The organism is Aeromonas sp. TS_SC_11, assembly GCF_057318915.1.
Window position 1 is genome coordinate 3,272,530 of record NZ_CM170470.1, and the last position, 25,988, is coordinate 3,298,517.

Here is a 25,988-nt window from a genome sequence, read left to right on the forward strand (position 1 = left end):
TGCACCACTGGCAGTCAGCGATAATCGCCAGTTTACCGGGGCTGGTGGGCTTGAGGAACTGACCACGGATACACAGGCTAGTGCGCTTGCGGATCATGGTGCCCTGTTTGCCGTCGCGGCCGGGGTTATTCCTTCGCTCAAGGGGCGGCTGGCGGGAGTGGGGGACAGGCCTCATCTGCTGGCGGCTCCCCCCCATTCAGCCCCTGCCGAGGTGGCGGCGGCGCTGTATGATCACTGGCGGCTGGCGCACCCTGAGGCGGGGCCGGCCTACTGGCTGACCCGCAGCTGGGGCATGCTCTGCTGGCAATCCCTCTATCTGACCATGGCGGCTGTTTATCGGTTGGGCGCCGTCCCCTCCGTCGATCGCATGGGGCAGGACTATCAGGATGGCGTGGTATCCGGTTTTACCCTGCCGGCCGACCCCATGATCAAGGGGGACGTCAGTCTGTTGATCAAGGTGGCGGGCGAGCGGCTGCAAGCCCACTGGCAGGCGCTGTTCGCGCTGCTGGGCGGGGTGCAGCGACTCCGACCGGGTTTCGTGCGCCCGCTGCTGGCCGATGACCTGCTGGCGGCCCTGGTGCGGGTGCCAGACTTTTTCACCCATGTCAGCCGTGAGCAGGTGAGCGAACATGCGCCGCGCTGGCTCGCCGCCTGTGGCCTGCCAGCCGAGCATCTGGCGGGGTGGCGTCCGGCATCGATCCCGGCCGATACGCTGTCCCCCGGTTATGTGCGCCAGCGCTGCTGCCTGCACTACAAGCGCCGCGATGGCGAGCTCTGCGCCAACTGCCCGAGGCGACATGGCGCCACCCACTGCCAAGACGAACCCTGAGGGCACTGGCTTCCCGACTCATCGCAAGTCGTCCCAGGGGCGGCTTTTTTACGCCTCTTTCTGCTCACCCATCTTGCTGCAAATGCGCTCGAACAGGCTCTGCAGGCAGGGCTGGTCCTTGTCGGCGGCGCGCACGGCCCCATACATATGGCGGCGTACACCGTTGCCGAGTGGCCTGGCCTCAAGCAAGCCCTGGCGCACAAACTCCTCGCTGGCCCAGCGCGGCAGGGCAGCGACACCGAGCCCGGCGGCGGCCATCTGCAGCATGACGGAGGTATTGTCCACCAGCTTGCAGCGGGCGGGCTCGACACCGGCCGGTTGCAGGAAGCGGCTGAACACGTCCATGCGGGCCCGCTCCACTGGGTAGACCAGCAGCACCTCCTGCTTGAGATCGCCCGAGGTGATCTGGCTCTGGTGGCATAGAGGGTGATCCGGCGCCATCACCAGGGTGAGATCGAAGGCGAACAGCGGCTCGAAGTGGAGATCCCCGCGGGCCTGTACATCCGAGGTGAGCAGCAAGTCGAGCTGACCGCCGAGCAGGGCATTGATCGCATCAAAGCCGGGCACCGATTCCACCTCCAGATCCACCCCGGGCCACTGGCGACGAAAATCAGGCAAGAGCGGCAGCAGCCACTGAATGCAGCTGTGGCAGTCCAGCGCCAGATGCAACCGGCCCGCGTCACCGCTGTGCAGGGCCTGCAGCTGTTTCTCGGTCTGTGCCAGGGCGGGCAGCACCTGGCGGGCCAGAGCCAGCAACTGCTGGCCCGCCGCCGTCAGCACCAGAGGGCGGCTCTTGCGAAGAAAAAGCTCCAGGCCAAGACGGGTCTCCAGCTCTTTGAGCTGATGGGAGAGGGCCGACTGGGTCAGATTCAGGCTCTGCGCCGCGCCGGCCAGCGACCCTTGCTCGGCCAATGCGGTCAGGGTTCTCAAATGTTTGATTTCCAGGCCTGAATTGCTTGGCACTGCCATGACGTGGCTCCTTGTTGCATCAGTTGAAGGCTTTCTTGCATATCCGTTGAACGCTCTCTTACATGTCCGTTGAAGACGCTCTTGCACGCTAGTTGCGGATTATTTGAGAGCCAGTTGAAGAGTATTCAATAGCCAAGGCCACCTTATCTTGTCATTTTGGATGTGTAAACATCTGGATGGCTAAATCATCCAGTTTCCCATCAGATGAATGAGCATAAGGAATTGGACCTATGACACGAGCACACACACTGGGCTTCCCCCGTATCGGCGCCAAGCGCGAGCTGAAATTTGCCCTCGAATCCTACTGGCGTGGCGAGACCACTCAGGCCGAGCTGGTCGCTGTGGGCAAGAGCCTGCGTGAGCGCCACTGGCAGGCCCAGCGCACCGCCGGGGTCAACCTGCTGCCGGTGGGGGATTTTGCCTGGTACGACCAAGTGCTCGGCACCAGTTTGCTGGTGGACGCCGTGCCTGCCCGCCACCGCCATGGGGATACCGATCTCGACACCCTGTTCCGGGTGGCCCGTGGCCGTGCGCCGACCGGCCCATCTGCCGCCGCCGCCGAGATGACCAAATGGTTCAATACCAACTACCACTATCTGGTACCCGAGTTCAGCCGCGATCAGCGCTTCAAGCTGGGCTGGAGCCAACTGTTTGACGAAGTGGAAGAGGCCAAGGCGCTGGGGCTGCCGGTCAAGGCCGTGCTGCTGGGGCCCGTCTCCTATCTGTGGCTTGGCAAGGAGAAAGAGAGCGGCTTCTCTCGCCTTGAACTGCTCGACCGCCTGCTGATCGTCTATCAGGAGATACTGGCCAAGCTGGCCGCGCAAGGGGTGGAGTGGGTGCAGATCGACGAGCCCGCCCTGGCGCTGGACCTGCCGGATGAGTGGCGCCTGGCCTACCTCAACGCCTATGAGCGCTTGAGCGGCCCCTGCAAGCTGCTGCTCACCACCTATTTCGGCTCAGTGGCCCATCAGCGCGACATCATCACCAGCCTGAAGGTGGATGGTCTGCACCTGGATCTGGTGGCCGCCCCCGAGCAGCTGGAGACCCTGGTCCCGCACTTGCCGGCCCAGTGGGTCCTCTCAGCCGGGGTGATCAATGGTCGCAACGTCTGGCGTGCCAACCTGGCCAAGCTGGCGCCGACGCTGAAAGCATTGAAAGAGAAGCTCGGCGAGCGGCTCTGGGTTGCCTCTTCTTGTTCCTTGTTGCACAGCCCGGTGGACTTGACCCTGGAGCACGAGCTGGATCCCCAGACCCGCAGCTGGTTCGCCTTCGCCCTGCAAAAGTGCTACGAGCTGGGGCTGCTCTCTGACTACTTGGACGGAGGGGATCTGGACAAGATCACCGCTTACAGTCAGCCCATCGTGGATCGGGAATCCGATAGCCGGGTCCACAAGAAAGCGGTGCAGTCTCGTCTGGCCAGCCTGACCAACAGCGACTTCGATCGCCAGAGCGCCTATCCGGTACGGGCGCAGGCGCAGCGCAATGATCTCAAGCTGCCGCTGCTGCCTACCACCACCATTGGCTCATTCCCGCAGACCTCGGAAATTCGGGGGCTGCGTCAGGAGTGGCGGGCGGGCCGCATCGACGACAGTGCTTACGAGGCGGGCATTCAGGCCCAGATCAAGGATGCGATCGAGCGCCAGGAAGCCATCGGGCTGGACGTGCTGGTGCATGGCGAGGCCGAGCGCAACGACATGGTGGAGTATTTCGGCGAGCTGCTGGACGGCTTTGCTATCACCCGCTTCGGCTGGGTACAGAGCTATGGCTCCCGCTGCGTCAAGCCGCCGGTGATCACCACGGATATCGACCGCCCGACCCCCATGACCCTCGAATGGACCAAGTTTGCCCAGAGTCTGACCGACAAGCCGGTCAAGGGGATGCTGACCGGGCCCGTGACCATTCTCTGCTGGTCCTTCCCGCGGGAAGACGTGAGCCGCGAGCAGTCCGCCCTGCAAATTGGCCTGGCCATTCGTGACGAGGTGGCGGATCTGGAAGCCGCCGGCATCAAGATCATCCAGATCGACGAGCCTGCGATCCGTGAAGGGCTGCCCCTGCGCAAGCAGGATCACCAAGCATATCTGGACTGGGCGGTGCGCGCCTTCCGCCTGAGCGCAAGCCCTGTGGTGGACAGCACCCAGATCCACACCCACATGTGTTATAGCGATTTCAACCTCATCATAGAGGCTGTGGCTGCGTTGGATGCGGACGTGATCACCATAGAGACCAGCCGCAGCCAGATGCAGTTGCTTGAAGCGTTCGAGCGCTTCAACTACCCCAACGAGATCGGTCCGGGCGTGTATGACATCCACTCGCCGAATGTGCCGAGCCAGGGCTGGATTGAGGATCTGATCCGCAAGGCAGCCAAGCAGATCCCGGCCGATCGGCTCTGGGTCAACCCGGATTGCGGCCTCAAGACCCGGGGCTGGGAAGAGACGGAAGCCGCACTCAAGGTGATGGTCGATGCCACCAAGGCGCTGCGGACCGAGCTGGCCTGATCCCGGCAAGCGTGCAAATCCAAGCGAGCAAATCAGAGTGGAAATCTAGCGTGCAGACCAAAGAACAGATCTGCACATAACCAAAGAGAACGGGCATAACGAAAGAGGGAAGGCGCAAGCCTTCCCTCTGTTTTTGTTGCCGCTTGCCCGCACCCGGCCTGCTTGCACTAGGCTCAGGTCAGGCTGATGTCGATGGGGCTGGAAAAGATGAAACCAGGAGTCTGGATCGGGTGTCTATGGGCGCTGTTGTTGATGACCTGCTCGCAGGCAGCGCCTGTTCCTGTGCTCAAAATGGTCTATTTCGATGATTTTGCCCCCTACTCCTGGCGGGACGAGCAGGGCAAGATGCGGGGCATCATGGTGGATGTGATGGACAGGGTTGCCAGCGAACTGGATATCAAGGTGAGCCACGAGGGGTATCCCTGGCTGCGGGCCCAGAAGCGGGTACGTTCCGGCCAGGCCGACGGTTTTGTCACTGTGCCGACCCTGGAGCGACGGGGTTATACCCGGATAGTCGAGGAGCTGATCGCCTTCTCTGCACTGACGGTGTTCACCCAGGCAGGACACCCTGGGATGGCGCAGATCCAGCAGGCAAAATCCCTGGCCGATCTCAAGGGGTTTACCATTCTCGACTATATCGGCAATGGCTGGGGCAAGGAGAATCTGGCGGGATTCAAGGTCCATCTGACCATGAATGTGGATAACGTCTTCAAGATGCTCTCGGCCGGTCGGGGCGATCTGATGTTCACCGACTCCATAGTGGCCAACTTCAAGCTCAGCCAGCTGGGGCTGACCGGACAGATAGTCGAGGTGCCGCTCCAGCTGGGATTGACCCCGCTGACCCTCTGCATCGCCAATACGTCTCCTTTCCACCGCCGGGCCGCCGAGTTCTCCCGCGTCCTGGTCATGCTGCGCCAGAGTGGCCAGCTGGCCCTCATCGAAGCCCGCTATCGATAAGGCATCATAGCGGGGGGGATACCCCGCCGAGTCATTGTTTCTTTTCATGTTCTCCGGGTCCTGGCGTTAAAACGGCTGGCTCTGGCCGCCCGTTTTAACGCCAAGGGGCAACCCGGTGCCGTCCAGCAAGAGAGCCCTGGATGCTTGTTGGTACTGCACGTGAGAGAGAGGGGCTTGCCGCTCCCTAGGTGTTTGCTGGCGCGCCAGCGTCTCGGCAAGCCAGTGGGCATCGAGGGCAATGGCATTGCGATCGTCGACCACTTGGTTGAGGTGCCGGGCCCCGAGGCAGCCGTAGCGCGCGGGATCTGTCTGGGTAAAGAGCCCGAGGCAAGGCACACCGCTGGCGGCGGCCAGATGAAGGGGGCCTGTGTCGCAGCTGACAAAGAGGGTGAGGCCGCCGGTGAAGCGGGTCAGTTCGCTTAAGGTGTGAAGGGATACCTGCATGTCGCCAAGCGGCGGCAAAGGGGAGGCAGGATCCGTGAGCTGGATCAGCAGGGCATCCGGGCTGTGGCGGCGCAGATCCCCGAGCAGCCGCTGCCATTGGGGAAGGGAGAGCCCCTTGCCCTTGCGTGCGCCGGTGAAAAAGCCGATGAGGGGGCGGCCGGGATGAGCCTGTGCCAGCGCTGTCAGGTGGGGGCAGGCGGCATGTAGCTGGCTACCCAGTTCAATCTGATCGGCCTGGCTGGCGTGCATGCCCAGCAGCTGCAACGGTTGGTGAGCGTAGTGGCAGTGAGTGTCGGGCGCGATCAGCCGGTCAAACAGCACATCGCCCCTGGCATCGTCAAAACCCACCTTCTCGCTGGCCCGTACCCAGGCGGCGATCAGGTGATCCGTGCTGGAGGCAAAAGGCACATAGACACTGTCATAGCGTTGGCGACGCAGATGCCACAACCGGGGCAGGGCCGGGATAAGGTGCTTGCCCTGCAACCTGATCGGATGGATGCGCTGCAACTGCTTGTCGCCAAGAAAGGGAGGCAGTAGTCCACCGCTGCACACCAGTTCTATCTCGGCAAAAGGATGGGCGCGGCGTACCTGTTGCAAAAACGGCAGCAGGAACAGATTGTTGCCGATCCGGTTGGTGCTGCGGATGATGAGGATCCGTTGGGGTGGCTGGTTTGAGGCCGGCAGCTTGCCTCGTCTGGCAAGCCAGGCGAGGAGGGATCGCTCAAGCCCGGCCGTCCAGCAACGGCGCTGACCGTCGAAACGACGCAGGGCATCTCTGAGGGTGCTCATACAGGGTGGCTCCGTTCATGACAATGGCTGCAAGGTGACAGGGGATCCTTAAGCCAGTGTTAAGAGAGGAGGAAAAGAGGAAGAAAAAGGGCGGTATCTCGCGAGCCAAAGAGACGTTCATCTGACGCAATAAAAAGAGCAGCCTGGGCTGCTCCTGCTCTCTGGCGTTGGAAAGGCCTGCCGCCTGCATGGTTCACAGCAGGGGTCTTGATGGCTCAGCGAGCGTAGACGGTTTTCCCCTTGAAGACAGTCAGCTCGACCTCGGTCTCGGCTATCCTGGCCGGTGTGCCGGCCTCGACCAGAGCGAACAGATCCCTGTCCAGCACGATGAAATCGGCGGACTTGCCTGTCTCGATGGATCCTGTGACGGCTTGCTGGCGTACTGCCTTGGCCCCATTGATGGTATAGGCCGCCAGTATTTCGGCGAGGGAGGTGCGTTGATGGGGGCGGTAATCCTCGCCATCGCCCGCCGCTTTGGCGATCCCGGCTGCCATGTTGACGAAGGGGCGGGGGTCCCGGCTGTCCACAGGTGCATCGCTGCCCGCCACCAGGATGGCACCCGCCTTGCGAGCATTCTCGACCGGATAGAGCGCATCGTGCAGGTAGCCGAGGGGGTCATACAGTGCCTCGCTCAAGGATTGTCCTGCTCTGGTCGGCTGGATGAAGGGAGTGACCAGCATGTCATAGGCTATCTGGGGCGTGGTCCAGGCGTAGGTGAAGGTGAGATAAAGCCCCAGCTCCCCCAGCCTTTTTTGATCGTCAGGGTGGACAACCTGCAGATGGGCAAGGGTATGGGGGATCCCCTTGTCACCATTGCTGGTACGGGCGGCCTGCAAGGCATCCAGTCCGACCCGGGTGCTGCGATCGCCGATGCTGTGCATATGAATGCTGAAACCCGCGTTATCGAGGGCGGTGACATAGTCCTTGAGGTCGGCATCCCGGTAATTGACGATGCCGTTGCTGCCAGCATCCTCGCTGTTGGCGGTGATGGTCACCTGCTCGGTAGCAAGATCCATGGTCAGATGGGGGTGCTGGTAGTTTTCCAGCATGCCTGCATTGGGCAGAAAAGGCGGTGTGGTGAAGGGATCTCCTTCCAGCACGCCATCGAGGAAGATCTTCACTGCATCGGCCTTGATCAACGGATTGTCGGCAAAGGCGCTCCTGACCTTGCTGGCCTTGGCGAGGTGGCCGGCAATATCCAGCTTGCCGCTGTAGTCATCCTGGTGAAAACAGGTGGCGGCAGTGACGCGCATGTGCAGCAATCCACGCTTCTGCATGTTGAGCAGGCGCTGGCGGATGAAATCGGTGGCGCAGGCATCCTGGATCCCGGTTATGCCACGGGAGGCCATCAAGGAAGAGACCGCAGGCAATATCTTGTCATACTCTGCTGCCGCCTGTTCATCGCTGGCGTTGAGCACTGTGGTTTCCGGCACAGGAATGGCGCTGCGAGCCCCCTCCCTGATCACGCCACTGGTCAGGTCAACGTAGGGCTGAAAATGTGCAAACACGCCCCCCGGTGCCAGAGTCACATCGTTGAAACCCACTGTATTGCCATCCTGATCCTGCGCACTGGCCAGCGCTTGCGAGTTGTAGGCACTGGCATGACCATCGACCCCAAAGAGCACCACCGGATTGTCTGGCGCCGCGACATCCAGCGCGGCCAGCAGGGTGGCATGGGTCGCCGTCGGCGTATTGCCGTCGTAGGGGGACCACTGATTGACCACCAGCCAGCTTCCCTTGCCCGGGGCATAACGGGGCAGACATGTTTTTATCTTGTCCGCCAGCTGATCCAGCGTGACGCTCTGACCATCGAGATCGCACATATCCAGTGCCACTGTGCCGAGCAGATGGATATGGTTGTCGTGCAGACCGGGCAATACCATCCGGCCTTTCAGATCCACCGACTGACTGCCGACCGTCTGATAGGCCTTGGCCCCTTGCAGTGTACCCACGTAGAGAAACTTGCCATCGGCAACCACCATGGCCTCGGTGACCCTGCGTTGCCCATCCTGAGTGTGGATCTTGCCGTTTAGATAGAGGGTTCGTTGCGCTGTTGGTTCCGTGCTCTCCTGGTTGCAGCCGGTCAGCAGTCCGGCCATCAGCAGCAGCGCCGCGCTCAGTGTAAAACCTTGTTGCTTGCCATCCATATGCGATTGCTCTCCCTGGTTAGAATGCAGTTTTTACTGCAAATATGAGCACCTCTGTTTATTGCAGCTTCCGGGATAAATGCCAGCAATTACTGAAAATATTCTTTTTGACTTATATTTTCCTTGTTTCATCATGCAGTTATAAAACCATGCTTGGTGACCAAGGTGAGGGAGTACCCATGTCAGAACCGCCATTGCCCACCGATCTCTGTATGCGGCGCCAGCCCAGGCAGCAGCGCAGTCAGGAGACGGTGACCCGGATAGAGCAGGCCACTCTGGCGCTGTTGCAGGAGCAGGGATTTCTGGCAATCAATACCAACGCCATAGCGGCGCGAGCCGGGGTAGGGATCAAGTCGCTCTATCATCTCTTTCCCAACAAGGAGGCCATCATCTGCCGGTTGGCCATGGACTGGCTGGCGGCCGTATGCGCGGCGCAGGAAGTGATCCGCCAGGAGGCCAGCAGCTGGCCACAAACCTTGCAACTGCTGGATCAGGCGCTGGATGAGCTGGATACCCGCTTCGTCGGCTATGGCGCCTTGTGGCAGGCGATGGACCTGGTGCCGGCACTGCATGAGCTGGAGTGTGAGCATGAACGAGGTCAAGTGGCATTCTGGTCCGAGCGGCTGCGCCATTTCGGTTGCCGTTGGCCCGAGCCCGAATTGAGCGCTCTGGTGCGATACCTCTACCGGACGGCAGATGTGGTGAAGCAGTGCGCCAAGGAGCAGGGAAGAGAGGGGCCGCAGATGTGGCTATTGCATCGCCAGTGGCTGGAACAGCTGGTGGCGGCGGCCATTGCCGAGCCAGACCCCGCCAGGGTGTGGCAGGCCATGCCGGGTTTGATGGTCAAGGCCGCTGACTGATAGTGGCTAAATGCAAAGAGGGAGTGACCATGCACTCCCTCTTTTGTGTGTCTGGCCGACGGTCGTGACGGACGCAGGCTTACCCGTAGCGGGCCAGGGTAAGCCCCTCGTCGCTGATGGCCGTCGAGCTGCCGCTGATCAGATCGCTCAGCAGCTGACCCGAGCCGGCTGCCATGGTCCAGCCCAGGGTGCCGTGGCCTGTGTTGAGCCAGAGTCCGGGCACCGGGCTTGGCCCCACCAGAGGAGTGCCGTCCGGTGTCATGGGTCGCAGTCCGGTCCAGAACTCGGCGCGGCTGATATCGCCCCCTTCTGGGAAAAGATCCCCCACCACCATGGCCAGGGTGTCGTAACGCTTGGGATTGAGTGCCAGATTGAAGCCCGACAGCTCCGCCATGCCACCGACCCGGATCCGCTCGTTAAAGCGGGTGATGGCCACCTTGTAGGTTTCATCCAGCACTGTACTGCGGGGCGCCGCATCGGCATCTGTCATGGGCAGGGTCAGGGAGTAACCTTTGACCGGATAGACGGGCAGATCGATCCCAAGCGGACGAAGGAAGCCGGTAGCATAGCTGCCCAGCGCGCAGACGATGGCATCGGCCTTGAAACGCTGCTCACCGGCCCGCACCGCCACGGCGCGCCCCAGAGAGAGCTCAATCTCGTCGATGGCGCAGTTGAAGACAAATTCCACCCCGAGTTTTTGCGCCTCGGCGGCCAGTGCCTTGGTGAAGCGGAAACAGTCGCCGGTTTCATCTCCCGGCAGGCGCAGGCCGCCCACTATCTTGCCACGTACCCGTGCCAATGCCGGTTCAACCCCTTCACAACCACTGGCATCCAGTGACTGATAGGGGACGCCATACTCTTCCAGCACCTCGATATCCCGTTTGCTGGCATCAAGCTGGGCCTGGCTTCGAAACAGCTGCAAGGTGCCGAGCTGGCGTCCTTCGTAGTCCAGGGCCAGCTCGTCTCGCAGCGTCTTCATGCAGTCGCGGCTGTATTCGGCGAGGCGCACCATGCGTCCCTTGTTGGTGGCATAGGCTGCCGGGGTGCAGTTGGCGAACATCTTCAGCATCCAGCGCAGCTGGAAAGGATCCGAGGTCGGGCGCACCGTGAAAGGCGCATGTTTTTGCAGCAGCCATTTGGCGGCCTTGAGGGGAATGCCGGGCGCCGCCCAGGGCGCCGCATAGCCGGGGGAGATCTGGCCGGCGTTGGCATGGCTGGTCTCCAGCGCCACCCCGTCCCGTCGCTCCAGCAGGGTCACCTTGTGGCCCGCTTTGGCCAGATACCAGGCGCTGGTCACACCGACCACGCCACCACCGAGTACCACTATGTCCATCTTGTCTCTCCTTGACTGGGGCCATCACCATAATCAGCCGCCACAGGATATTCAACTGGTATAGATATAATCGGAATATACATCTGGTTACAATTATTTAACTGGTTTTCAATGTCGGAATTGGCTGGTTTGATGGCATTAACTGTGGCATCAAAGCTGCTCGATATGGATCAGATGATGGGCCGCGGTTGTCAGGGTGGCCTGCTGCTGCACTTCCGTTTGACCATCCCAGTTGGCATAAGGGAGAGCGAGGCGAGGATTGTTGCCAAGCTTGTCCCGATTGCGCCATAAAAAGTGCCAGTAGAGGCTGTTGAACGGGCAACTGGTGTCACCGCTGCGGGCCTTGACGTCATAGTGACACCCTTTGCAGTAGTGACCCATCCGATCCAGATAAGCGCCGCTGCTGGCGTAGGGCTTGCTGCCCATCAGGCCGCCATCGGCAAACTGGCTCATGCCTCGGGTGTTGGGCAGCTCCACCCACTCGATGGCATCCACGTAGATCCCCAGATACCACTCATCGACCTCGTCCGGGTCTACACCCGCCAGCAGGGCAAAGTTGCCTGTCACCATGAGCCGCTGGATATGATGGGCGTAGCCGTGTTCCAGAGATTGCCGGATAGCGTGCCCCACGCAAGCCATGCGGGTTTCTCCGCTCCAGAAGTAGGCGGGCAGTGGCCGGCTGGCGGCCAGAAAATTGGTGTCGCCAAGCTCGGGCATCCGCTCCCAGTAGAGGGCGCGGACAAACTCGCGCCAGCCGAGGATCTGGCGGATAAACCCTTCGACCTGTGCCAGCGAGATGGTGGCCTGATTGGCCTGCCAGTGGTTTTCGGCCGCACGGATCACCTCGAGGGGATGGAGCATCTTGCTGTTCAGGGAGAACGACAAGCGGCTGTGAAACAGGCTCCAGCCCCGCTCGCTCAGGGCATCCTGATAGCGGCCAAAGTGGGGCAGGCAGTGGGTCAGAAAGTGATCGAGCAGTTCGCGGCTCTGGCGTCGGGTGATGGGCCAGGGGAGGGCGCTGGCATCGGCCGAGCCCAGAGTGTTCACCCCGTGATGCAACAGCATGGCATCGATATCCTGCACATCGTTGGCAAACAAGAGCGGGGCCGGGATGGGCTGGCGCCCGGGCAGTTTGGCCCGGTTTTCGCTGTCAAAGTTCCAGCGCCCGCCAAGGGGCTTGCCCCCTTCATCGAGCAACACACCATATTGCTTGCGCAGAGCACGGTAGAAAAATTCCATCCGGCTATGGGGATAGCGCTGCCAGCCATCCCTCGGGGTGAGGAAATGTTCGCTGTCGACCTGATGGGCAGGCATGGCGAGCCCCGCGGCCCACTGTTCAAGCTGCGTGGCCAGCCGCCACTCATCCGGGCTCTGCCAGGCAAAGCGGCTGGCCTGGTGGTGGATAATCTGGGCATCGAGCAGGGCCGGCAGGTTCGGCCAGTGCCTGGTTTCATCCAGGGTGAGATAGCAGACTCTGTGACCCGCCTTGGTAAGGGCCGCGGCGAAGGCGCGCATGGCGGCGAAAAAGGCCAGCACCTTCTGACGATGGTGGCGGCAGTAGTCGGTCTCCTGGCGCAGCTCCGCCAGCAGATAGCAGACGTCGGGATCCGGGGTACGAAACCAGCTGTGACTGGCGTTGAGTTGATCGCCGAGGATTAAACGCAGTTCCATCAGGTCCTGGCTCCTTTCTGGTGGCGACAGCGCTCGCTGCAATAGCGAACCTCCTGCCAGTTGCGGGCCCACTTGCGTCGCCAGGCGAAGGGCCGCAGGCAGACGGGGCATATTTTCTCGGGCAGATGGGGTTTGCGATGCATGATGGCTTCCGGGCCTTGGGTAATGACTGATATGGGGTACGCGTAGGGAGCTTAACGAACAAGGAGGGCGGGCGGATCATCTACAACCCTGGCTTGCCGCGCACATGCGCACTTTGTGAGCAGGCGCACAGCGTGTCAGCGTACCCGTTGTCTGCGCGTTAACTAGCCGTTAACGTGGCGAGGCTGCCAGTTGGCAGCACTGCTTGGCAATCAAGATGCTTTGCCACCGGCACAGTTTGCAACCAATACGGAGGGGAGTGATGCCTGTCATGACAGCTAGGCCCCGGGCAGCTTGCCTGCTCGCCCACTGGTATACCCGAGATCCTATTCTCACCTTCGATTTTCCTCACCGCTGACACCCTGCCATGCCTGGCGCGAGCGCAGCTCGCCTCTGACAACCTCTTGAACTTCAATGTGTCTGCAACACTGGCCTCGCGCCGGTGAGGAGTCTTATATGCGTCGTATACCCGAACCCTTTCGTATCAAGATGGTCGAGCCCATCAAACAGACCACTGGCGCCGAGCGCCGCGCCGCCCTTGAGGCCGCTGGCTGGAATCCCTTCCTGCTGCTGGCCGAAGATGTCTATATCGATCTGCTGACCGACAGCGGCACGGGCGCGATGTCCGATCGCCAGTGGGCCGGCATCATGATGGGGGATGAAGCCTATGCGGGCAGCCGCAACTTCGTCGAGCTGGAGCGTACAGTGCGCGAGTTGTTTGGCTACCAGCATGTGATGCCCACTCACCAGGGGCGCGGGGCCGAGCAGATCCTCTTTCCCGAGCTGGTCAAGCGTTGCAAGGGCCAGGCGCCGGTCTTCATCTCCAACTACCACTTCGACACCACCAAGGCCCATGTAGAGTTAGCGGGCGCGCGGGCCATCAACCTGCTCACACCAAAGGCCCTCGACACCACTGCGCCTTATGCCTGGAAGGGGGATTTCGATCTCGGTCGCCTGACCGACACCATAGAGACACTGGGGGCCGACAACGTGGCCGCTGTCATCATCACTGTCACCTGCAACAGTGCTGGCGGTCAGCCGGTCTCCATGGGCAATATGCAGGCTGTTTCCGAGCTTGCACGTCGTCACCATATTCCTGTGGTAATCGATGCCGCCCGCTTTGCCGAAAACGCCTGGTTTATCAAGGAGCGCGACCCGGATTACGCCAAGAGCAGCATCAAGGAGATAGTGCACCAGATGTTTGCCCTGGGGGACATGTTCACCATGTCGGCCAAAAAGGACGGGCTGGTCAATATCGGCGGTCTTTGCTGCTTCAAGGAGGATCTCGACCTGTTCCGCTCGGTGCAGGTACGCTGCGTGGCGATGGAGGGGTTCGTTACCTACGGCGGTCTTGCCGGCCGTGACATGGCGGCGCTGGCCATCGGCCTGCGGGAAGGGATGGACGAGGAGTATCTGACCTATCGCATCGGTCAGGTGGCTTATCTCGGCGAGCGGCTGGCCGAGGCGGGCATCCCAATCCAGACGCCCACCGGCGGTCATGCTGTCTTTGTGGATGCCAAGAAGCTGCTGCCCCATATACCGGGGGAGCAGTTCCCGGCCCATGCCCTGGCCTGCGCGCTTTATCTGGAAGGGGGCGTGCGCGGGGTAGAGATAGGCTCACTGCTGCTGGGGCGCGATCCGGCCACCGGCAAGCAGGAGGCGGCGGACTTCGAGCTATTGCGTCTCACCATTCCGCGCCGGGTCTATACCCGGGATCACATGGACTATGTGGCTGATTGCCTCATAGCGGTCAAGGCGAGGGCCAGCGAGATCCGCGGTCTCACCTTCGACTATGAACCGCCGCTGCTGCGCCACTTCACAGCCCGGCTCAAGCCGGTCTAAACAGGGCCGGTTTCTTGACCGGTACATTGGCCACGCCAACAGCAAAGCCCCCGCACCAGTGGTGCGGGGGCTTTTTACATTTTGGGATGGACGCGGATTACTGGCTGCTGAACAACTTGGTCTGGGGGCTGGATTGAGCCGTCAGGCTGGTGCGACCCGAGCTCTCCAGCCAGGACTTGATACGCTTGGCATCCGCCACCCTGGCATTGGGGGTATCGGCATTGAGCAGCACCAGGATCACCGGTTCGCGGTTGATCTGGGTTGCCATCACCAGACAGCGACCCGCCTCGCGGATGTAGCCCGTCTTGGAGAGGGTGACCAGCCAGCTGCCTTCGCGCACCAGTCGGTTGGAGTTGAGATAGTGCAGCTGGCGCTTGCCATTGCGTACCATGCGCTGCTCTGTGGCGGAGTATTGCCGGATCAGCGGGTAGGCCGAAGCGGCCGCCACCAGCTTGGCCAGATCATGGGCGCTGGAGACATTGCGCGGATTGAGGCCAGTGCTGTCTGCAAACTGGGTGCTCCACATGCCAAGCATGCTGGCCTTGGCATTCATCGCTTCGATAAAGGCGCGTTGCCCACCCGGGTAGTGTCTTGCCAGGGCCGAGGCGGCGCGGTTTTCCGACGACATCAAGGCGATGTGCAGCATGTCGGCGCGGCTGAGGCGTGAACCTACCGCCAACCGTGAACCCGTGCCCTTGAGGCGATCCACATCGGCCATGGTAACGGTGAGCGTCTCGGAGAGACGCTGATTGGCATCGAGCACCACCAGCGCCGTCATCAATTTGGTGATGGAGGCAATCGGCATCACACGGTTGGCGTTGCGCTCGGAGAGCACCTCGCCGGTGCGCGGGTTGGCGACCACGAAGGAGGCCGAACTCAGGGCCAGATCGCTGCGTTGTTCGAGAAAGCGATTGGGGGAGGGAGATGCTGCTGAAAACGGGTTGGCCTGGACGCTCTCCATGCTGACGGGAACGAGGAAGGCACCGAGCAACAGGGTAAGAAAAGGGCGAATAATCATGATTTGACGCTTCCGTACGACTGACAGGGGTATTTGGCTAGTTATATGACGGTAATTGACGCTTCACAACGTTTAACGGCCCGATATTTCATTTTTATGGGGCCTTGCGCCTTGATATACCCACGTTCGGGGCTATATGGCGACCAGTTCCATGAAATATCGAGTCATGTATGGGTCTGATGGTCGTCAGAACCCGCTGTCATTGTGACGCGCTATGGTGGCGCACTATATGCCTGTTATGGCCATTCGTTACCACTTTTTTGTGCCCTGGAGGGGGCTGTCGCTCCCGACAGCCTGTTTATCACCCTGGCGCCGGGTAAAACGGTACCAGCGGGCAACGCTCAACAGACAGGCCGCTACTCGGAGAGGGGCGGTATCTCATCGTCGGAGTTGTGTGATGGCGCAGACGAGAAGAGCCCCCTCTGCGGTTACGAAGGGATAGTCACTTGCATCAGTGCCGAGGGGCTGTTTTCGACAAAATAGTGCCAGATGTGGTCATAGAGCGCCTTCTGCCCGGGAAAGCTCACCAGCGCCTTGGCTTCGGTGAGCGAACACCAGCGATATTCGGTGTGCTCGTCGTTGAGGGTGACCGCTTGATTGGGTGGGCAATAGACCACAAAGACCGGCACCACCATCACGGTATTCGAGGCCGATTCGTAAAACTGCTCAAGGTATTCGCCGCTGTATAGCTCTGTGACGGCGATGCCTGTCTCTTCACCCATCTCGCGAATAATGGTCTGCCAGCCGGTTTCACCCGCCTCAACCGTGCCCGCCACATGGCACCAGAAGCCGCCCTTGACCCGCTTCATCACCAGTATTTTGGCATGGCCATCGATTTCCGATAACACCACACCGGAGACGGCGTGACAGCGGATAGGGATCATGGGGAAGGCTCCGGCGGTGGAATAAAGGGGCTCGTATTGTTTGTCCTGGATTGGCGTGATGGCAAGCCATTTCCTGTTGATATTGGCCTGGACAACAGGGTGAAGGATGGCTCCTCCAACCCGTCAGCCCCCCATCATTCTCGCCGTCTGGATCGCCTCAATCAGCGCCGCACGGTTGATACGGGGACGCTCGCTATCCAGCAATTGTTGCCACAGGTCGATGGCCTGGCGGTAGCGGCCGTGCAGGAAGTGATCGGAGGCGAGCAGCATCAGGGCGCTCACTTCCCCTTTATCCTGCTTGAGGGCGCTATCGAGCAAGTGGCGCGCCTCTGGGGTGATCTGCTGGCCTGCCTGGTAGTAGCGCACAGTCGCCTGGGCGGCCAGGGTGGCGGCACTGGCGCCCCCTTCAAGCAGGGCGAGGCGCTGATAGGCAAGCCAGGCGTTGTCGTATTCATCCCGATAGAGATAGAGCTGCCCCAGTGCCGCCCAGCTGTCGAGGTCTTGCGGGTTGCGCAGCAGGGTTTGATGCAGATCCCCCAGCTCCTTGTCCTGCAGATCCCGCGGACTCAGCCCCGCCAGCGGATCGGGGCGTGACTGATAAGCCTGCCATGCCTGATAGCGGCCGCTGCCGGCATAAAAGGCGGCGAGCCCGCCGACCATCACGATTCCTAGCAGCAGAAGGATGCCCTTGTGCTGCGTGTGGCTGCCGGAGTTGCAAGACCCGTGGGTCAGCCGCTCGCGCAGGGCCAGCTCCGCCGCCGGCGTGGCATTGTCAAGGTTGGCTGCGGTCAGCTCCTGATAGAGGGGATGTTCTGGGGGAAGACAGATCTGCTCCCTGAGCATGATCAGGTGATTCAGGTCACTGCGCGGGTCGGCCGCTTGCCTGCTGGCAGAGCCGTTGAGCGGGACGAGCTGATCCCCTTTGGCCTTCAGACGGCGTCCCAGAGTGGTCAGCGCCAGTCCCAACAACAGGAGGGGACCGGCCCAGAGCAGCAGGGTGCTGGCCTTGAAGGGGGGATCGTAGCGCACGAAGTCGCCAAATCGGCTGGTCATGCGGGCGATCACCTGCTCGTCGCTCTGCCCCTCGTCCACCCAGCGGTAGACCTCGAGCCGCAGATCCCGGGCGATGGGGGAGTTGGACTCCACCAGGTTCTGGTTCTGGCATTGGGGGCAGCGCAGGGCGCGTGCGAGATCCTGGGCGCGGCTCTGTCGCTCCGGGTGCTGGAACTGATAGGTATCGACCCCGCTGGCCTGGGCGCCCACGCTCATACCGAGTACAAGCAGCAGGGTGCAGAGGATGACAGGGGTCTTCATGGTTTGCCCTCCTGCCGGGCGGGCGCGGGAGATGGCAAGGGCGCAGTGCGGGCTTGTTTGAGTTTGGGGACAAACTGGCGCTGCCAGATATCGGCAGTCAGCTCACCCGTGTGGCGGCTGAGCAGGGTGCCATCGGCGGCAAACAGATAGGTCTCCGGCGTGCCGTAGACGCCGAGCTCCAGCGCCAGCTTGCCGTCCAGATCCGCCAGCACGGCGCGATAGGGGTTGCCTGCTTCACCAAGCCAGGCGCGTGCCGCTTCGCGATTGTCTCTGTAGTTGAGCCCATAGAGGGGAACCGTGGTGGCCAGCTCAGCGAGCAGCGGGTGCTCGGCGCGGCAGTTAGGGCACCAGCTGGCCCAGACGTTGAGCACAAAGGGCTCTCCCTTGAGCTGGTCGGTGTGGACAAGCCCCCCATCCAGCAGGTTTTCGCTCTGCCACTGGGGCAGGGTACGCCCCAGGGTCGCCTCGTCCTGGCGGTAGGGATCGTTGGCAAGCCCCAGCCAAAGCAAGGTGCCGAGGCCCAGGGTCAGCAGCAAGGGGATAAAAAGGCGCAGGCGCGGGCTCATGGTGCCTCCTGTTCGCGCAGGGACTGCGGGATCTTGGCTGGACGGGATGCCAGCAACGGCTTGCGCCCCAGCAAACGCAGTGCTCCCCCCGCCATCATCAGCATGCCCCCCAGCCAGATCCAGCGCACCAGTGGCTTGTAGTGAAGGCGCATGGCATAGGCGTCCGGCCCCATCTTCTCGCCGAGCACCACGTAGAGATCCCCAAACAGCCCCCACGCGATGCCCGGTTCATTCATGTTCATGGTGCGTACGCTGTAGTGGCGCCGCTCCGGCATCAGCCGCGCCACCTCCTTGGCGCCTTTGTGCACGCTCAGCGTAATGCGCTCGGCAGTGTAGTTGGGGCCGAGCAGGGGCTCGCTCCCCTCATAGCGAAAGGTATAGGCGCCAAGCTGGTAGGGGCTGCCCGCTTTTAATACTGTGCCCCCTTCCTGGCTGTAGTGGCTCACCTGATTGATGCCAAGGGCACATATGGCGACTCCCAGGTGGGCGAGCAAACTCCCCAGCCGGTTGGCACTCAGGCCATGGGTCTTGCATGAGAAATTGAGCAGCAGGCTTGCCACCAGCCAGAGACCCAGCACGTTGGCGACAAGGCCAACCCAACTGAGGGCGCCAAGATCGCGATACCCCAGGCTGAGCAGGCCACCCCCGAGCAGGCCGAGCAGAGGCGGCACTATCTGCTTGATGGGGGGGCTGGCCGCAAGACATTGCCAGCGCAGGCGCGGGATCTGGGTCATCAGTGCCATCAGCACTAGGGCCAGCGGCACGAAGACAGTGTTGAAATAAGGCGCACCGACCGAGAGCGAGCCCAGGTGCAGGGACTGGAACACCATGGGGTAGAAGGTGCCGAGCAACACGCAGGCACAGGCCACGCTGAGCAGCAGGATGGCGGCGCCCAAGAGCCCCTCTTTTGACCAGAAGCCGAAGCGGGCGTAGGGGGCGCGGGTATCGGCCCGCAGCGCAAACAGGGTGAGCGCCGTGGTCAATAACAGGCCGAGCAGCAGCAAGAGGGTGAGGCCGCGTTTGGGATCCACCGCGAAGGCGTGAACCGAGGTGAGCACGCCGGAGCGCACCACGAAGGTGCCGAGCAGGCTCAGGGCGAAGGTGAAGATGGAGAGCAGCAGCACGCTGTGGCCGTAAGCGCCGCGCTTCTCGCAGACGATGAGAGCATGCAGCAGGGCGGTGCCGAGCAACCAGGGCAGCAGGGAGGCGTTTTCCACCGGATCCCAGAACCACCAGCCACCCCAGCCGAGCTCGTAATAGGCCCACCAGGAGCCGAGCAGGATGCCAGCGGTGAGAAACACCCAGGAGCCCAGTGCCCAGGGTCTGCTCCAGTGGGCCACGGCGCCGTCCAGCTTGCCCGAGTGCAGCGCCGCCATGGCGAAGGCGAAGTTGACTGCAAAGCCCACGTAGCCGAGATAGAGCAGGGGCGGGTGAATGATGAGGCCTATGTCCTGCAACATGGGATTGAGATCGCGTCCCTCCAGGGGCCCAGGGAACTGCCGGTCAAACGGGCTGGAGAAGACAAGGGTATAGAGTCCAAACAGCCCCACTATCAGCCCCATGATGGCGAGCACCCGGGCACGGATCAGCGAGTCGACCCGCTGCGAGCAGAGCGCCACCAGGGCGCCCCAGAGCGCCAGCGCAAACACGAAGAAGAGCATGGAGCCTTCATGGCCGCCCCAGACCGCCGCCAGCTTGAAGCCCATGGGCAGGGCGCTGTTGGCGTGCTGGGCCACATAGCTGACGGTAAAATCATCCCGGGCAAAGCAGCTGGCGAGCAGCAGCAGGGCAGCCCCCAGCAGGGCGGCATTGAGCAGTGCCAGCGGCTTGGCACAGCCCAGCAGAGGGGGCGATGCCAGCCTCAGACCCAGCCAGGGCAGGGTGCCTTGCACCAGAGAGAGCGCCGTTGCCAGCAACAGTGAGAGATAGCCGAACTCCGCCAGCACACAACCTCCGGTTCCATCATGGGTTCCTGTTATGCCGCAGCGTCCGCAGCAGGCGGGCGTTGGGGCATAACCAGAACATTCAAACATCCAGCAACAAACAAGCGCCAGTCGCCCAAGGCAGCTGGCGCTTGCGATCAGTTTCTCATACCACCGTCATCTGGCCGGCATAGAGCACGAAGTAGCGCAGCAGCAGTATGCCCATCAGGGTCAGGCTGCACACCAGCACCAGATGACCGTTGCGCTGGCGCATTTGTGCTGGTAGCAGGGAGAGCAACTGGGGCAGCAGCATGCCGATACCCACCACACCAAGCCAGAACACCTGGGCCCAGAAGCCGCTGCCGATGGCGGCCCACATGGCCACCTCTTTCTGGCCGCCACCAAAGTAGAGACCGGTAAAGAAGCAGACCAGCAGCAGCACCTCCACCGCCAGCACGGGTCGCTCGAAGCGGTGCACAAAGCTCACCCCCTGACTGTGGTGGTTCTCCCTGAACAGGGTAATCGCCAGCAGGATGGTCGAGGCGATGCCGGAGCTGATGCCAGAGACCAGAAACAGCACCGGCAGCACAGGGTTGTTGAGCAGCGGATAGGTCTTGAGCGCCGAGAGCAGAAAGCCGGTGTAGGCTCCCAGCAGCACGGCGAGCAACAGCAGCAGCGGCGCCAGCAGTGTCTCGAGGCGGGCAAGCCACGCAATCAGTCCATCGACAAAGGCGAACCTCTCCTTGAGCAGGCGGCTGCGCACCGACTCAATGTCGGCTCTGAACACCACCGCCAGCCAGGCAAACAGCACCGCCATGTAGAGCTGGAACAGCATGACCCCCATCGACATCACTGAGTCGAACTGGTAGTGGAACATCAGCTTCCAGAAGGTCCAGGGGCGGGCCAGGTGGAAGATGAGGATCAAGAGCCCCAATATCACGCTCACCGGCGCCAGAATCGCGGTCGCCTTGATGATGCCGCTCTCGCTGCCAGCCCCTTTGCGGCGCAACAACACCGAGAGGCTGGTGGCCCCGGCGGAGATGCCGAGCAGAAAGAGGTAGATGGCGATGGGCCAGTCCCAGACAAGGGAAGGAAAATGAAATGCGTCATGCCACATGGTCATTCCCTCCCTGGGTTACTGCCGCTTGCATGGTCATGACGTTATCTCCCCTTTGGGCACGCGGTACATCTTGGGCGAGGTGCCGAGCGCCTGCTTGTAGCGATAGGTGGTCTCCTTCACCAGCCGTTTGGCGATGGGGCTGTCGGGATCATCCAGATTGCCGAACACCAGCGCTCTGGTGGGGCAGGATCCCACGCAGGCCGGCTCCTTGCCCTGGGCCAGATTGGTCTTGCGGCAAAAGTCGCACTTGTCCGCCACCTGGGTGACCGGGTTGATGAAACGCACCTGATAGGGGCAGGCGGCCAGACAATACATGCAGCCGACACAGAGGTCTGGGTCCACATCGACGATGCCATCTTCCGCTCTGATATGGGAGGCACCGGTCGGGCAGACATGCACGCAAGGTGCGTTGTCGCAGTGCTGGCAGGACTTGCGAAAGAAGTGGTACTCGGCATCGGGGAATGTGCCTATGGGGCCGGAGCGGATGATCTCGAGCCGCGAGACCCCTTCCGGCACCTGATTCACCTCCCGGCAGGCATCCATGCAGGCGGTACAGCCGATGCAGGCAGCCTCGTCATGGATCATGCCGTAGCGCACCCCGTCTATGGTCTGGCTGTGGGCGAGGATGGCCGCGCTGGCGCGCACGGGGCCCGTCATCATGATCAGCGCCCCCGCGCTCATGCCCGTCACAAAGTCACGACGAGAGCAGCTCATGGTGCCTCCTTGCTCACGCTCGCCTGCTGAGCGGTTGCCTTGGCCTCATGCTGCTTGCTGTGGCAGTCGACGCAGAGCTTGATGCGGGACTTTTCCGGTATGCCCACCATGGGCTCCTTGGCCGGGTGCAGTGCATGACAGCTGGTGCAGGTGAGCCTGGTGGCGTGCACGTCGTGGGCCCAAAGCGCCTCGCGCAATGGCTTGGGTTCGTGGCAGCTCATGCAGACCCCGTTCTGCTCGGCGATGGGGTAAGCCTCATCGCTCTGCTTGTCGTTGAAGCTGTCACTGAAGCGCATCACGTCCTTGACCCCTTCCCTGTGCTGGGGGGAGGGCTGGCCGTGGCAGTTGGTGCAGGTGACCGGCGCCAGGTTGTTGGGGTTGGTTGCCTTGCCATGTTTGCCGTGCATGCCGCTTGCCTGCTCTTTGTGGCAGTCGGTGCAGGCCTTGTCGGGGCTGCGTAAAAATTCCACTTCATGCGTCGCGGGCATGGCGGCGGGCGCGCTCGCGGCGTCGCCCGCCTGTCCCTGCAGGCTGGTGAGCAACATGGCTGCCATCAGCATCAGTCGTAAAAAATCCATTGTTAAATCACCCATAGGAAGCCTCCATCAGCTGCGGGCCCGACTTGGGGCCGGGCCCGCAGGCGCCGTTACTGTGCCAGCCGTCCGGCCGCCTTGGCCTCGGCATCCCAGGCGGGAACTGTGGTCTTGAGGAACTGGGCCTTGTCTGAGTTCATCTGTTTCATGTCCATGCCAAGGGCGGCTTGCGCCTTCTCCTTGGTGGAGATGTCCGGCAGGGCGATCTCGTGGCTTATCCCTTTGGTCGCCAAGAGGCGTGCCAGCTTGGTGCGGGCATCGGCGGCTTTATCCATAGCTGTACCCAGCATGCGCAGTGCCACTTCCGGGGCGTGCATCTGCACCCCGTGGGAAGCGATGGAGAAGTCCCAGCGCCATTGGGCGTGACGGATGTCTTGCAGTATGTCTTTCATCTGCGCCTCGGTGGCGCCTGCATCCCAGGCCGCCTTGGCCTCGAAGTGGGCGTGCACCAGCTGCTTCTCGACCTTCAACTTGATCTCGGTCACCGCATCCTTGCGCTGCTGGACTATGCCTTGCAGCATCTCCTTGCTCTGGGTGTGGCAGTTGCGGCAGGTCTGCTCGAAGCGATCGAAGGGGTTGCCGACCTTGTGATCCGTGTAGACCTTGCCCTGCTCGTTTTGCACCTTGGGCATGTGGCAGTCGACACAGGCGACGTTGTTCTGGCCGTGAATGCCGGCGCGCCAGGTCTCGTATTCAGGGTGCTGGGCCTTGAGCATGGGGGTCTTGGAGAGGGCGTGGGTCCAGTCGGCGAAACCGATCTCGTCGTAGTACTCTTCCATCTGCTCAACCGTGGTGCCCTTGTCCCAGGGAAATTTCACCGCCTTGGTGGGGCCGCTGAAGTAGTACTCAACGTGGCATTGGCCACAGACCTGGGATTGCTGATCGAAACGACCCTGCTCCTTGAACGGCTTGCCGATGGCTGTCATGGCGCGGTCGGCATAGGGACGGGAGAGGTGCAGGGCGGGTTTGCCCTCCTTGAACTCTTTCGACGCCGTGTCGTGGCAGTCGGCGCAGCCTATGGTGTTGACTATCTCCGGGCCGCCTTTTGCCCACATCCCTTTGAAGTAGCCATCTTCGCCTTTTTCATCGATGACGCGGGCCACATCCGGGCCTTTGCAGCTCCAGCAGGCCATGGGCAGGGGGCCATCCTCGGCGGTCTTGGGAGCGCCGGTGCGCAGGGTTTCCCGTACGTCGGTCAGGGCATAGAAATGGCCGCGGGGCTTGTTGTAATCCTTGGAGAAGGGATAACCCCCCCAGAGCACCACCATCTGCGGATCTTCGGCCAGGGCATCGGTGCGCTCCTTGCTCTCGCTGGTCTCTTTCCAGCTGCTGAACTGGTCGACGTGATCCTTGGCGAACAGCTCGCTGCGTGCCTCTATCTTGCCCTTGGGGGTTGCCTCCTCGGCCTGTGCCAAGCCGCTGGCGCCAAAGCAGGTGGTAAGCAGCAGGGCGGCGAGGCCCAGTCTGGTCAGTCTGTTGTGTGAACTCACGATCATCACTCCCGAATCGATCTCATTGCCAAGCCTGACCGTTCCATCCTGGATGTGGGCATCAGCCCCCGCACTAGGCAGGAGCAGGCAGGCCGATTAATTGTTATTAGTGAATAAAACCCATGTAATTATGCGATTGCTCGGGTTGGATATTACCAAATGGGTAAAATGGATGATGATTTATCAGGACTGAGCTTGCGCTAGATCAATTGCCTGGGGGAGCAAGTGCCGGAAATGAGATCCCGGTTAAATAATGAGAAAACTCAACTTATTGACGCGCTTTGCCAGCATGTCGTTGCGCCCTGTTGGCAATGTTGGTTGGCATGCCTGATGTGGCAAGGGTTGGCTTGAAATCAAGCATGTGACTTATCTATTTATGGGTATAGATTGGGCGGTGAATATTTATTCTGTATTTGGGTGGGTTTTGAACCCGGTGAGAGGCACAGGAGAACCAGATTCAATCATCTCGCCTCTGCCTGTCATTCGCGGCAGTTTATTCGCACTGGGTACGTTTGATGGACTTGCTGAAATGAAAGAGCCGGCATGGGCCGGCTCGTTGCGTGTCTGTCTGGGTGATCTGCGATCAGACCAGGGCTTGGGCAAGCAGATGGACGGGATGTTCACAGCGGGAAATCGGAGTGCTCATCTCTGTATCCATCAGCGTGTTGCATTCCCCACTGTGGTTCCTTATGCCAGCGCCTGGGCAAGCAAGTGGATGGGATGTTCACAGCGAAACTCTGTGCTCATCTCGATCTGCCACTTGCAGGTCTCGCAGTCGGTGATGACCAGATCAGGCTTGAGGCGGTTTATCTGATCAAACAACCCTTCACCTATGGCCTGGCTGGTCTCGTAGTTCTCGGACTTGAAGCCATAGGTGCCGGCGATGCCGCAGCACTGGGATTCCAGTACCGTCACCTTGACCCCGGGAATGGCGCGCAGCAATTCGAGAGTATAGATGACGCCGCCCATCTTCTCCATGTGGCAGGGGGTGTGGTAGGCGATGTGCAGGTCCAGCGGCTTCATGGCCGGTTTGTTGCCCTTGTAAAACTCGTTCCATAGGAAGCGGGTCACCAGTGAGATGCGATCCCGCACCTTGTGATTGTCCTGCTCCAGCAGGTGGGGGTATTCGTCCCGCAGGGTGAAACCGCAGGTGGAGGAGGTGGCCAAGAGCGGCATCTCGTTGCCCAGCAGGGTGTTCTCAAGCTGCTTGATGTTGAAGGCCGCCTGCTGCTTGGCCTTGTCCATGAAGCCGTTGGCAATCAGCGGTACGCCGCAGCACTTCTCCCGCTCCAGCAGTTGCATGCCTATGTTCATGGCGTTGAGCACCTGCACCAGCTCCTTGCCGAGCTGCGGGTGGTTGTAGTTGACGTAGCAGCCGTGAAAATAGGCTATCTGGCGCTCATATTGGGCCTGTGTGGCTTTCTGCTTCTTGTACCAGCCGCGGAAGGTGCCCTGGGAATATTTGGGCAGGTCACGATGGGAGGAGACCCCCAGCGCCTTGTCCAGCACCAGCTTCATGGGCTTGAGGCCGGTGGTGAAGTTGACCACGGGGGCCATCAGGGTGGACATGCTGCCCATCAGGTCGGTGTGGGAGAGCACGAACTCGCGGATCCCGGGTTTGAAGCCGCTGTACTTGTCTTTGGCCTTGGCGATGATGTCGCCGATGCGCACGCCGCTTGGGCAGGCCACTTCACAGCGTTTGCAGTTGGTACAGTATTTGAGGGCGCTGTCGAACAGCTCCGGGCTCTTGATGCGCAGCCGCTCGCCATCCGGGCCAGCCTGTTTGGGGCCGGGGTAGGCGGGGTTGGCCTTGGCCACCGGGCAGTAGGCGGTGCAGACGGTGCATTTGATGCACTGATCAAAAGTTTGGTTGGCGTGATCCAGTAGCAT

21 protein-coding genes are annotated in these 25,988 nt (G+C 61.5%); 5 read left to right on the forward strand and 16 right to left on the reverse strand.

The window, feature by feature from the left end:
• The first annotated feature begins 58 nt into the window (after positions 1-58).
• Positions 59-829 (forward strand): siderophore ferric iron reductase, encoded by a 771-nt coding sequence (locus AC1P02_RS15230; RefSeq protein WP_485185462.1) that lies wholly within the window; start codon positions 59-61, stop codon positions 827-829.
• 48 nt (positions 830-877) lie between these two features.
• Here AC1P02_RS15230 and AC1P02_RS15235 read toward each other — a convergent pair whose 3' ends face one another.
• On the reverse strand, positions 878-1,798 hold the full coding sequence (locus tag AC1P02_RS15235; protein ID WP_485182590.1) for a LysR substrate-binding domain-containing protein: 921 nt from the start codon (positions 1,796-1,798) through the stop codon (positions 878-880).
• A gap of 230 nt (positions 1,799-2,028) precedes the next feature.
• On the opposite strand from AC1P02_RS15235, the gene metE reads away from it, so the two are divergent.
• The gene (gene metE, locus AC1P02_RS15240) at positions 2,029-4,293 is read left to right on the forward strand and encodes a 5-methyltetrahydropteroyltriglutamate--homocysteine S-methyltransferase (RefSeq protein WP_485182591.1); all 2,265 of its coding nucleotides are present in this window, start codon (positions 2,029-2,031) and stop codon (positions 4,291-4,293) included.
• Between the two features lie 252 nt (positions 4,294-4,545).
• Positions 4,546-5,250: a substrate-binding periplasmic protein gene (locus AC1P02_RS15245; protein ID WP_485182592.1), complete on the forward strand. Its 705-nt coding sequence runs from the start codon at positions 4,546-4,548 to the stop codon at positions 5,248-5,250.
• 66 nt (positions 5,251-5,316) lie between these two features.
• Here AC1P02_RS15245 and AC1P02_RS15250 read toward each other — a convergent pair whose 3' ends face one another.
• On the reverse strand, positions 5,317-6,483 hold the full coding sequence (locus tag AC1P02_RS15250) for a glycosyltransferase family 9 protein (RefSeq protein WP_485182593.1): 1,167 nt from the start codon (positions 6,481-6,483) through the stop codon (positions 5,317-5,319).
• 215 nt (positions 6,484-6,698) lie between these two features.
• Positions 6,699-8,630, reverse strand: coding sequence for an amidohydrolase (locus tag AC1P02_RS15255; RefSeq protein WP_485182594.1), 1,932 nt, complete (start codon positions 8,628-8,630; stop codon positions 6,699-6,701).
• Between the two features lie 179 nt (positions 8,631-8,809).
• Between AC1P02_RS15255 and AC1P02_RS15260 the strand changes: the two genes are divergently transcribed.
• Positions 8,810-9,490 (forward strand): TetR/AcrR family transcriptional regulator, encoded by a 681-nt coding sequence (locus tag AC1P02_RS15260; RefSeq protein ID WP_461853570.1) that lies wholly within the window; start codon positions 8,810-8,812, stop codon positions 9,488-9,490.
• Between the two features lie 79 nt (positions 9,491-9,569).
• Here the strand turns inward: AC1P02_RS15260 and AC1P02_RS15265 are convergent, their stop codons facing one another.
• From AC1P02_RS15265 to AC1P02_RS15275, 3 genes are all read right to left on the reverse strand, one after another.
• On the reverse strand, positions 9,570-10,823 hold the full coding sequence (locus AC1P02_RS15265; protein WP_042467647.1) for a D-amino acid dehydrogenase: 1,254 nt from the start codon (positions 10,821-10,823) through the stop codon (positions 9,570-9,572).
• Positions 10,824-10,973: 150 nt separating this feature from the next.
• Positions 10,974-12,494, reverse strand: a complete 1,521-nt coding sequence (locus AC1P02_RS15270; RefSeq protein ID WP_485182595.1) for a cryptochrome/photolyase family protein — start codon at positions 12,492-12,494, stop codon at positions 10,974-10,976.
• Positions 12,494-12,637 (reverse strand): DUF2256 domain-containing protein, encoded by a 144-nt coding sequence (locus AC1P02_RS15275; protein ID WP_017412211.1) that lies wholly within the window; start codon positions 12,635-12,637, stop codon positions 12,494-12,496. The genes AC1P02_RS15270 and AC1P02_RS15275 overlap by 1 nt, the downstream gene beginning before the upstream one ends.
• A gap of 454 nt (positions 12,638-13,091) precedes the next feature.
• Here AC1P02_RS15275 and AC1P02_RS15280 point away from each other — a divergent pair, with 454 nt between their 5' ends.
• Positions 13,092-14,477, forward strand: coding sequence for a tryptophanase (locus tag AC1P02_RS15280; protein ID WP_131730592.1), 1,386 nt, complete (start codon positions 13,092-13,094; stop codon positions 14,475-14,477).
• A gap of 97 nt (positions 14,478-14,574) precedes the next feature.
• On the opposite strand, the gene pbpG is transcribed toward AC1P02_RS15280, so the two are convergent.
• From pbpG to glpC, 10 genes are all read right to left on the reverse strand, one after another.
• Positions 14,575-15,495 carry a D-alanyl-D-alanine endopeptidase gene (gene pbpG / locus AC1P02_RS15285; protein WP_005310945.1) on the reverse strand — a complete coding sequence of 307 codons (921 nt, stop codon included), beginning with the start codon at positions 15,493-15,495 and terminating at the stop codon, positions 14,575-14,577.
• A 428-nt stretch (positions 15,496-15,923) separates the two neighbouring features.
• Positions 15,924-16,379, reverse strand: a complete 456-nt coding sequence (locus AC1P02_RS15290; protein WP_485182596.1) for an NUDIX hydrolase — start codon at positions 16,377-16,379, stop codon at positions 15,924-15,926.
• Between the two features lie 123 nt (positions 16,380-16,502).
• Positions 16,503-17,693, reverse strand: coding sequence for a heme lyase NrfEFG subunit NrfF (gene nrfF / locus AC1P02_RS15295; protein ID WP_485182597.1), 1,191 nt, complete (start codon positions 17,691-17,693; stop codon positions 16,503-16,505).
• On the reverse strand, positions 17,690-18,259 hold the full coding sequence (locus AC1P02_RS15300; RefSeq protein ID WP_485182598.1) for a DsbE family thiol:disulfide interchange protein: 570 nt from the start codon (positions 18,257-18,259) through the stop codon (positions 17,690-17,692). The genes nrfF and AC1P02_RS15300 overlap by 4 nt, the downstream gene beginning before the upstream one ends.
• On the reverse strand, positions 18,256-20,205 hold the full coding sequence (gene nrfE, locus AC1P02_RS15305; protein WP_485182599.1) for a heme lyase NrfEFG subunit NrfE: 1,950 nt from the start codon (positions 20,203-20,205) through the stop codon (positions 18,256-18,258). The genes AC1P02_RS15300 and nrfE overlap by 4 nt, the downstream gene beginning before the upstream one ends.
• Before the next feature lie 142 nt (positions 20,206-20,347).
• The gene (gene nrfD, locus AC1P02_RS15310) at positions 20,348-21,298 is read right to left on the reverse strand and encodes a cytochrome c nitrite reductase subunit NrfD (protein WP_485182600.1); all 951 of its coding nucleotides are present in this window, start codon (positions 21,296-21,298) and stop codon (positions 20,348-20,350) included.
• A gap of 36 nt (positions 21,299-21,334) precedes the next feature.
• Entirely contained in the window at positions 21,335-22,015 is a 681-nt protein-coding gene (locus AC1P02_RS15315; RefSeq protein ID WP_485182601.1) for a 4Fe-4S dicluster domain-containing protein, read from the reverse strand.
• The gene (gene nrfB / locus AC1P02_RS15320) at positions 22,012-22,608 is read right to left on the reverse strand and encodes a cytochrome c nitrite reductase pentaheme subunit (protein WP_485182602.1); all 597 of its coding nucleotides are present in this window, start codon (positions 22,606-22,608) and stop codon (positions 22,012-22,014) included. Before nrfB ends, AC1P02_RS15315 begins: the two co-directional genes overlap by 4 nt.
• Before the next feature lie 53 nt (positions 22,609-22,661).
• Positions 22,662-24,104, reverse strand: coding sequence for an ammonia-forming nitrite reductase cytochrome c552 subunit (gene nrfA / locus AC1P02_RS15325; protein ID WP_485182603.1), 1,443 nt, complete (start codon positions 24,102-24,104; stop codon positions 22,662-22,664).
• Positions 24,105-24,785: 681 nt separating this feature from the next.
• Positions 24,786-25,988, reverse strand: coding sequence for an anaerobic glycerol-3-phosphate dehydrogenase subunit GlpC (gene glpC, locus AC1P02_RS15330; protein WP_058394475.1), 1,203 nt, complete (start codon positions 25,986-25,988; stop codon positions 24,786-24,788).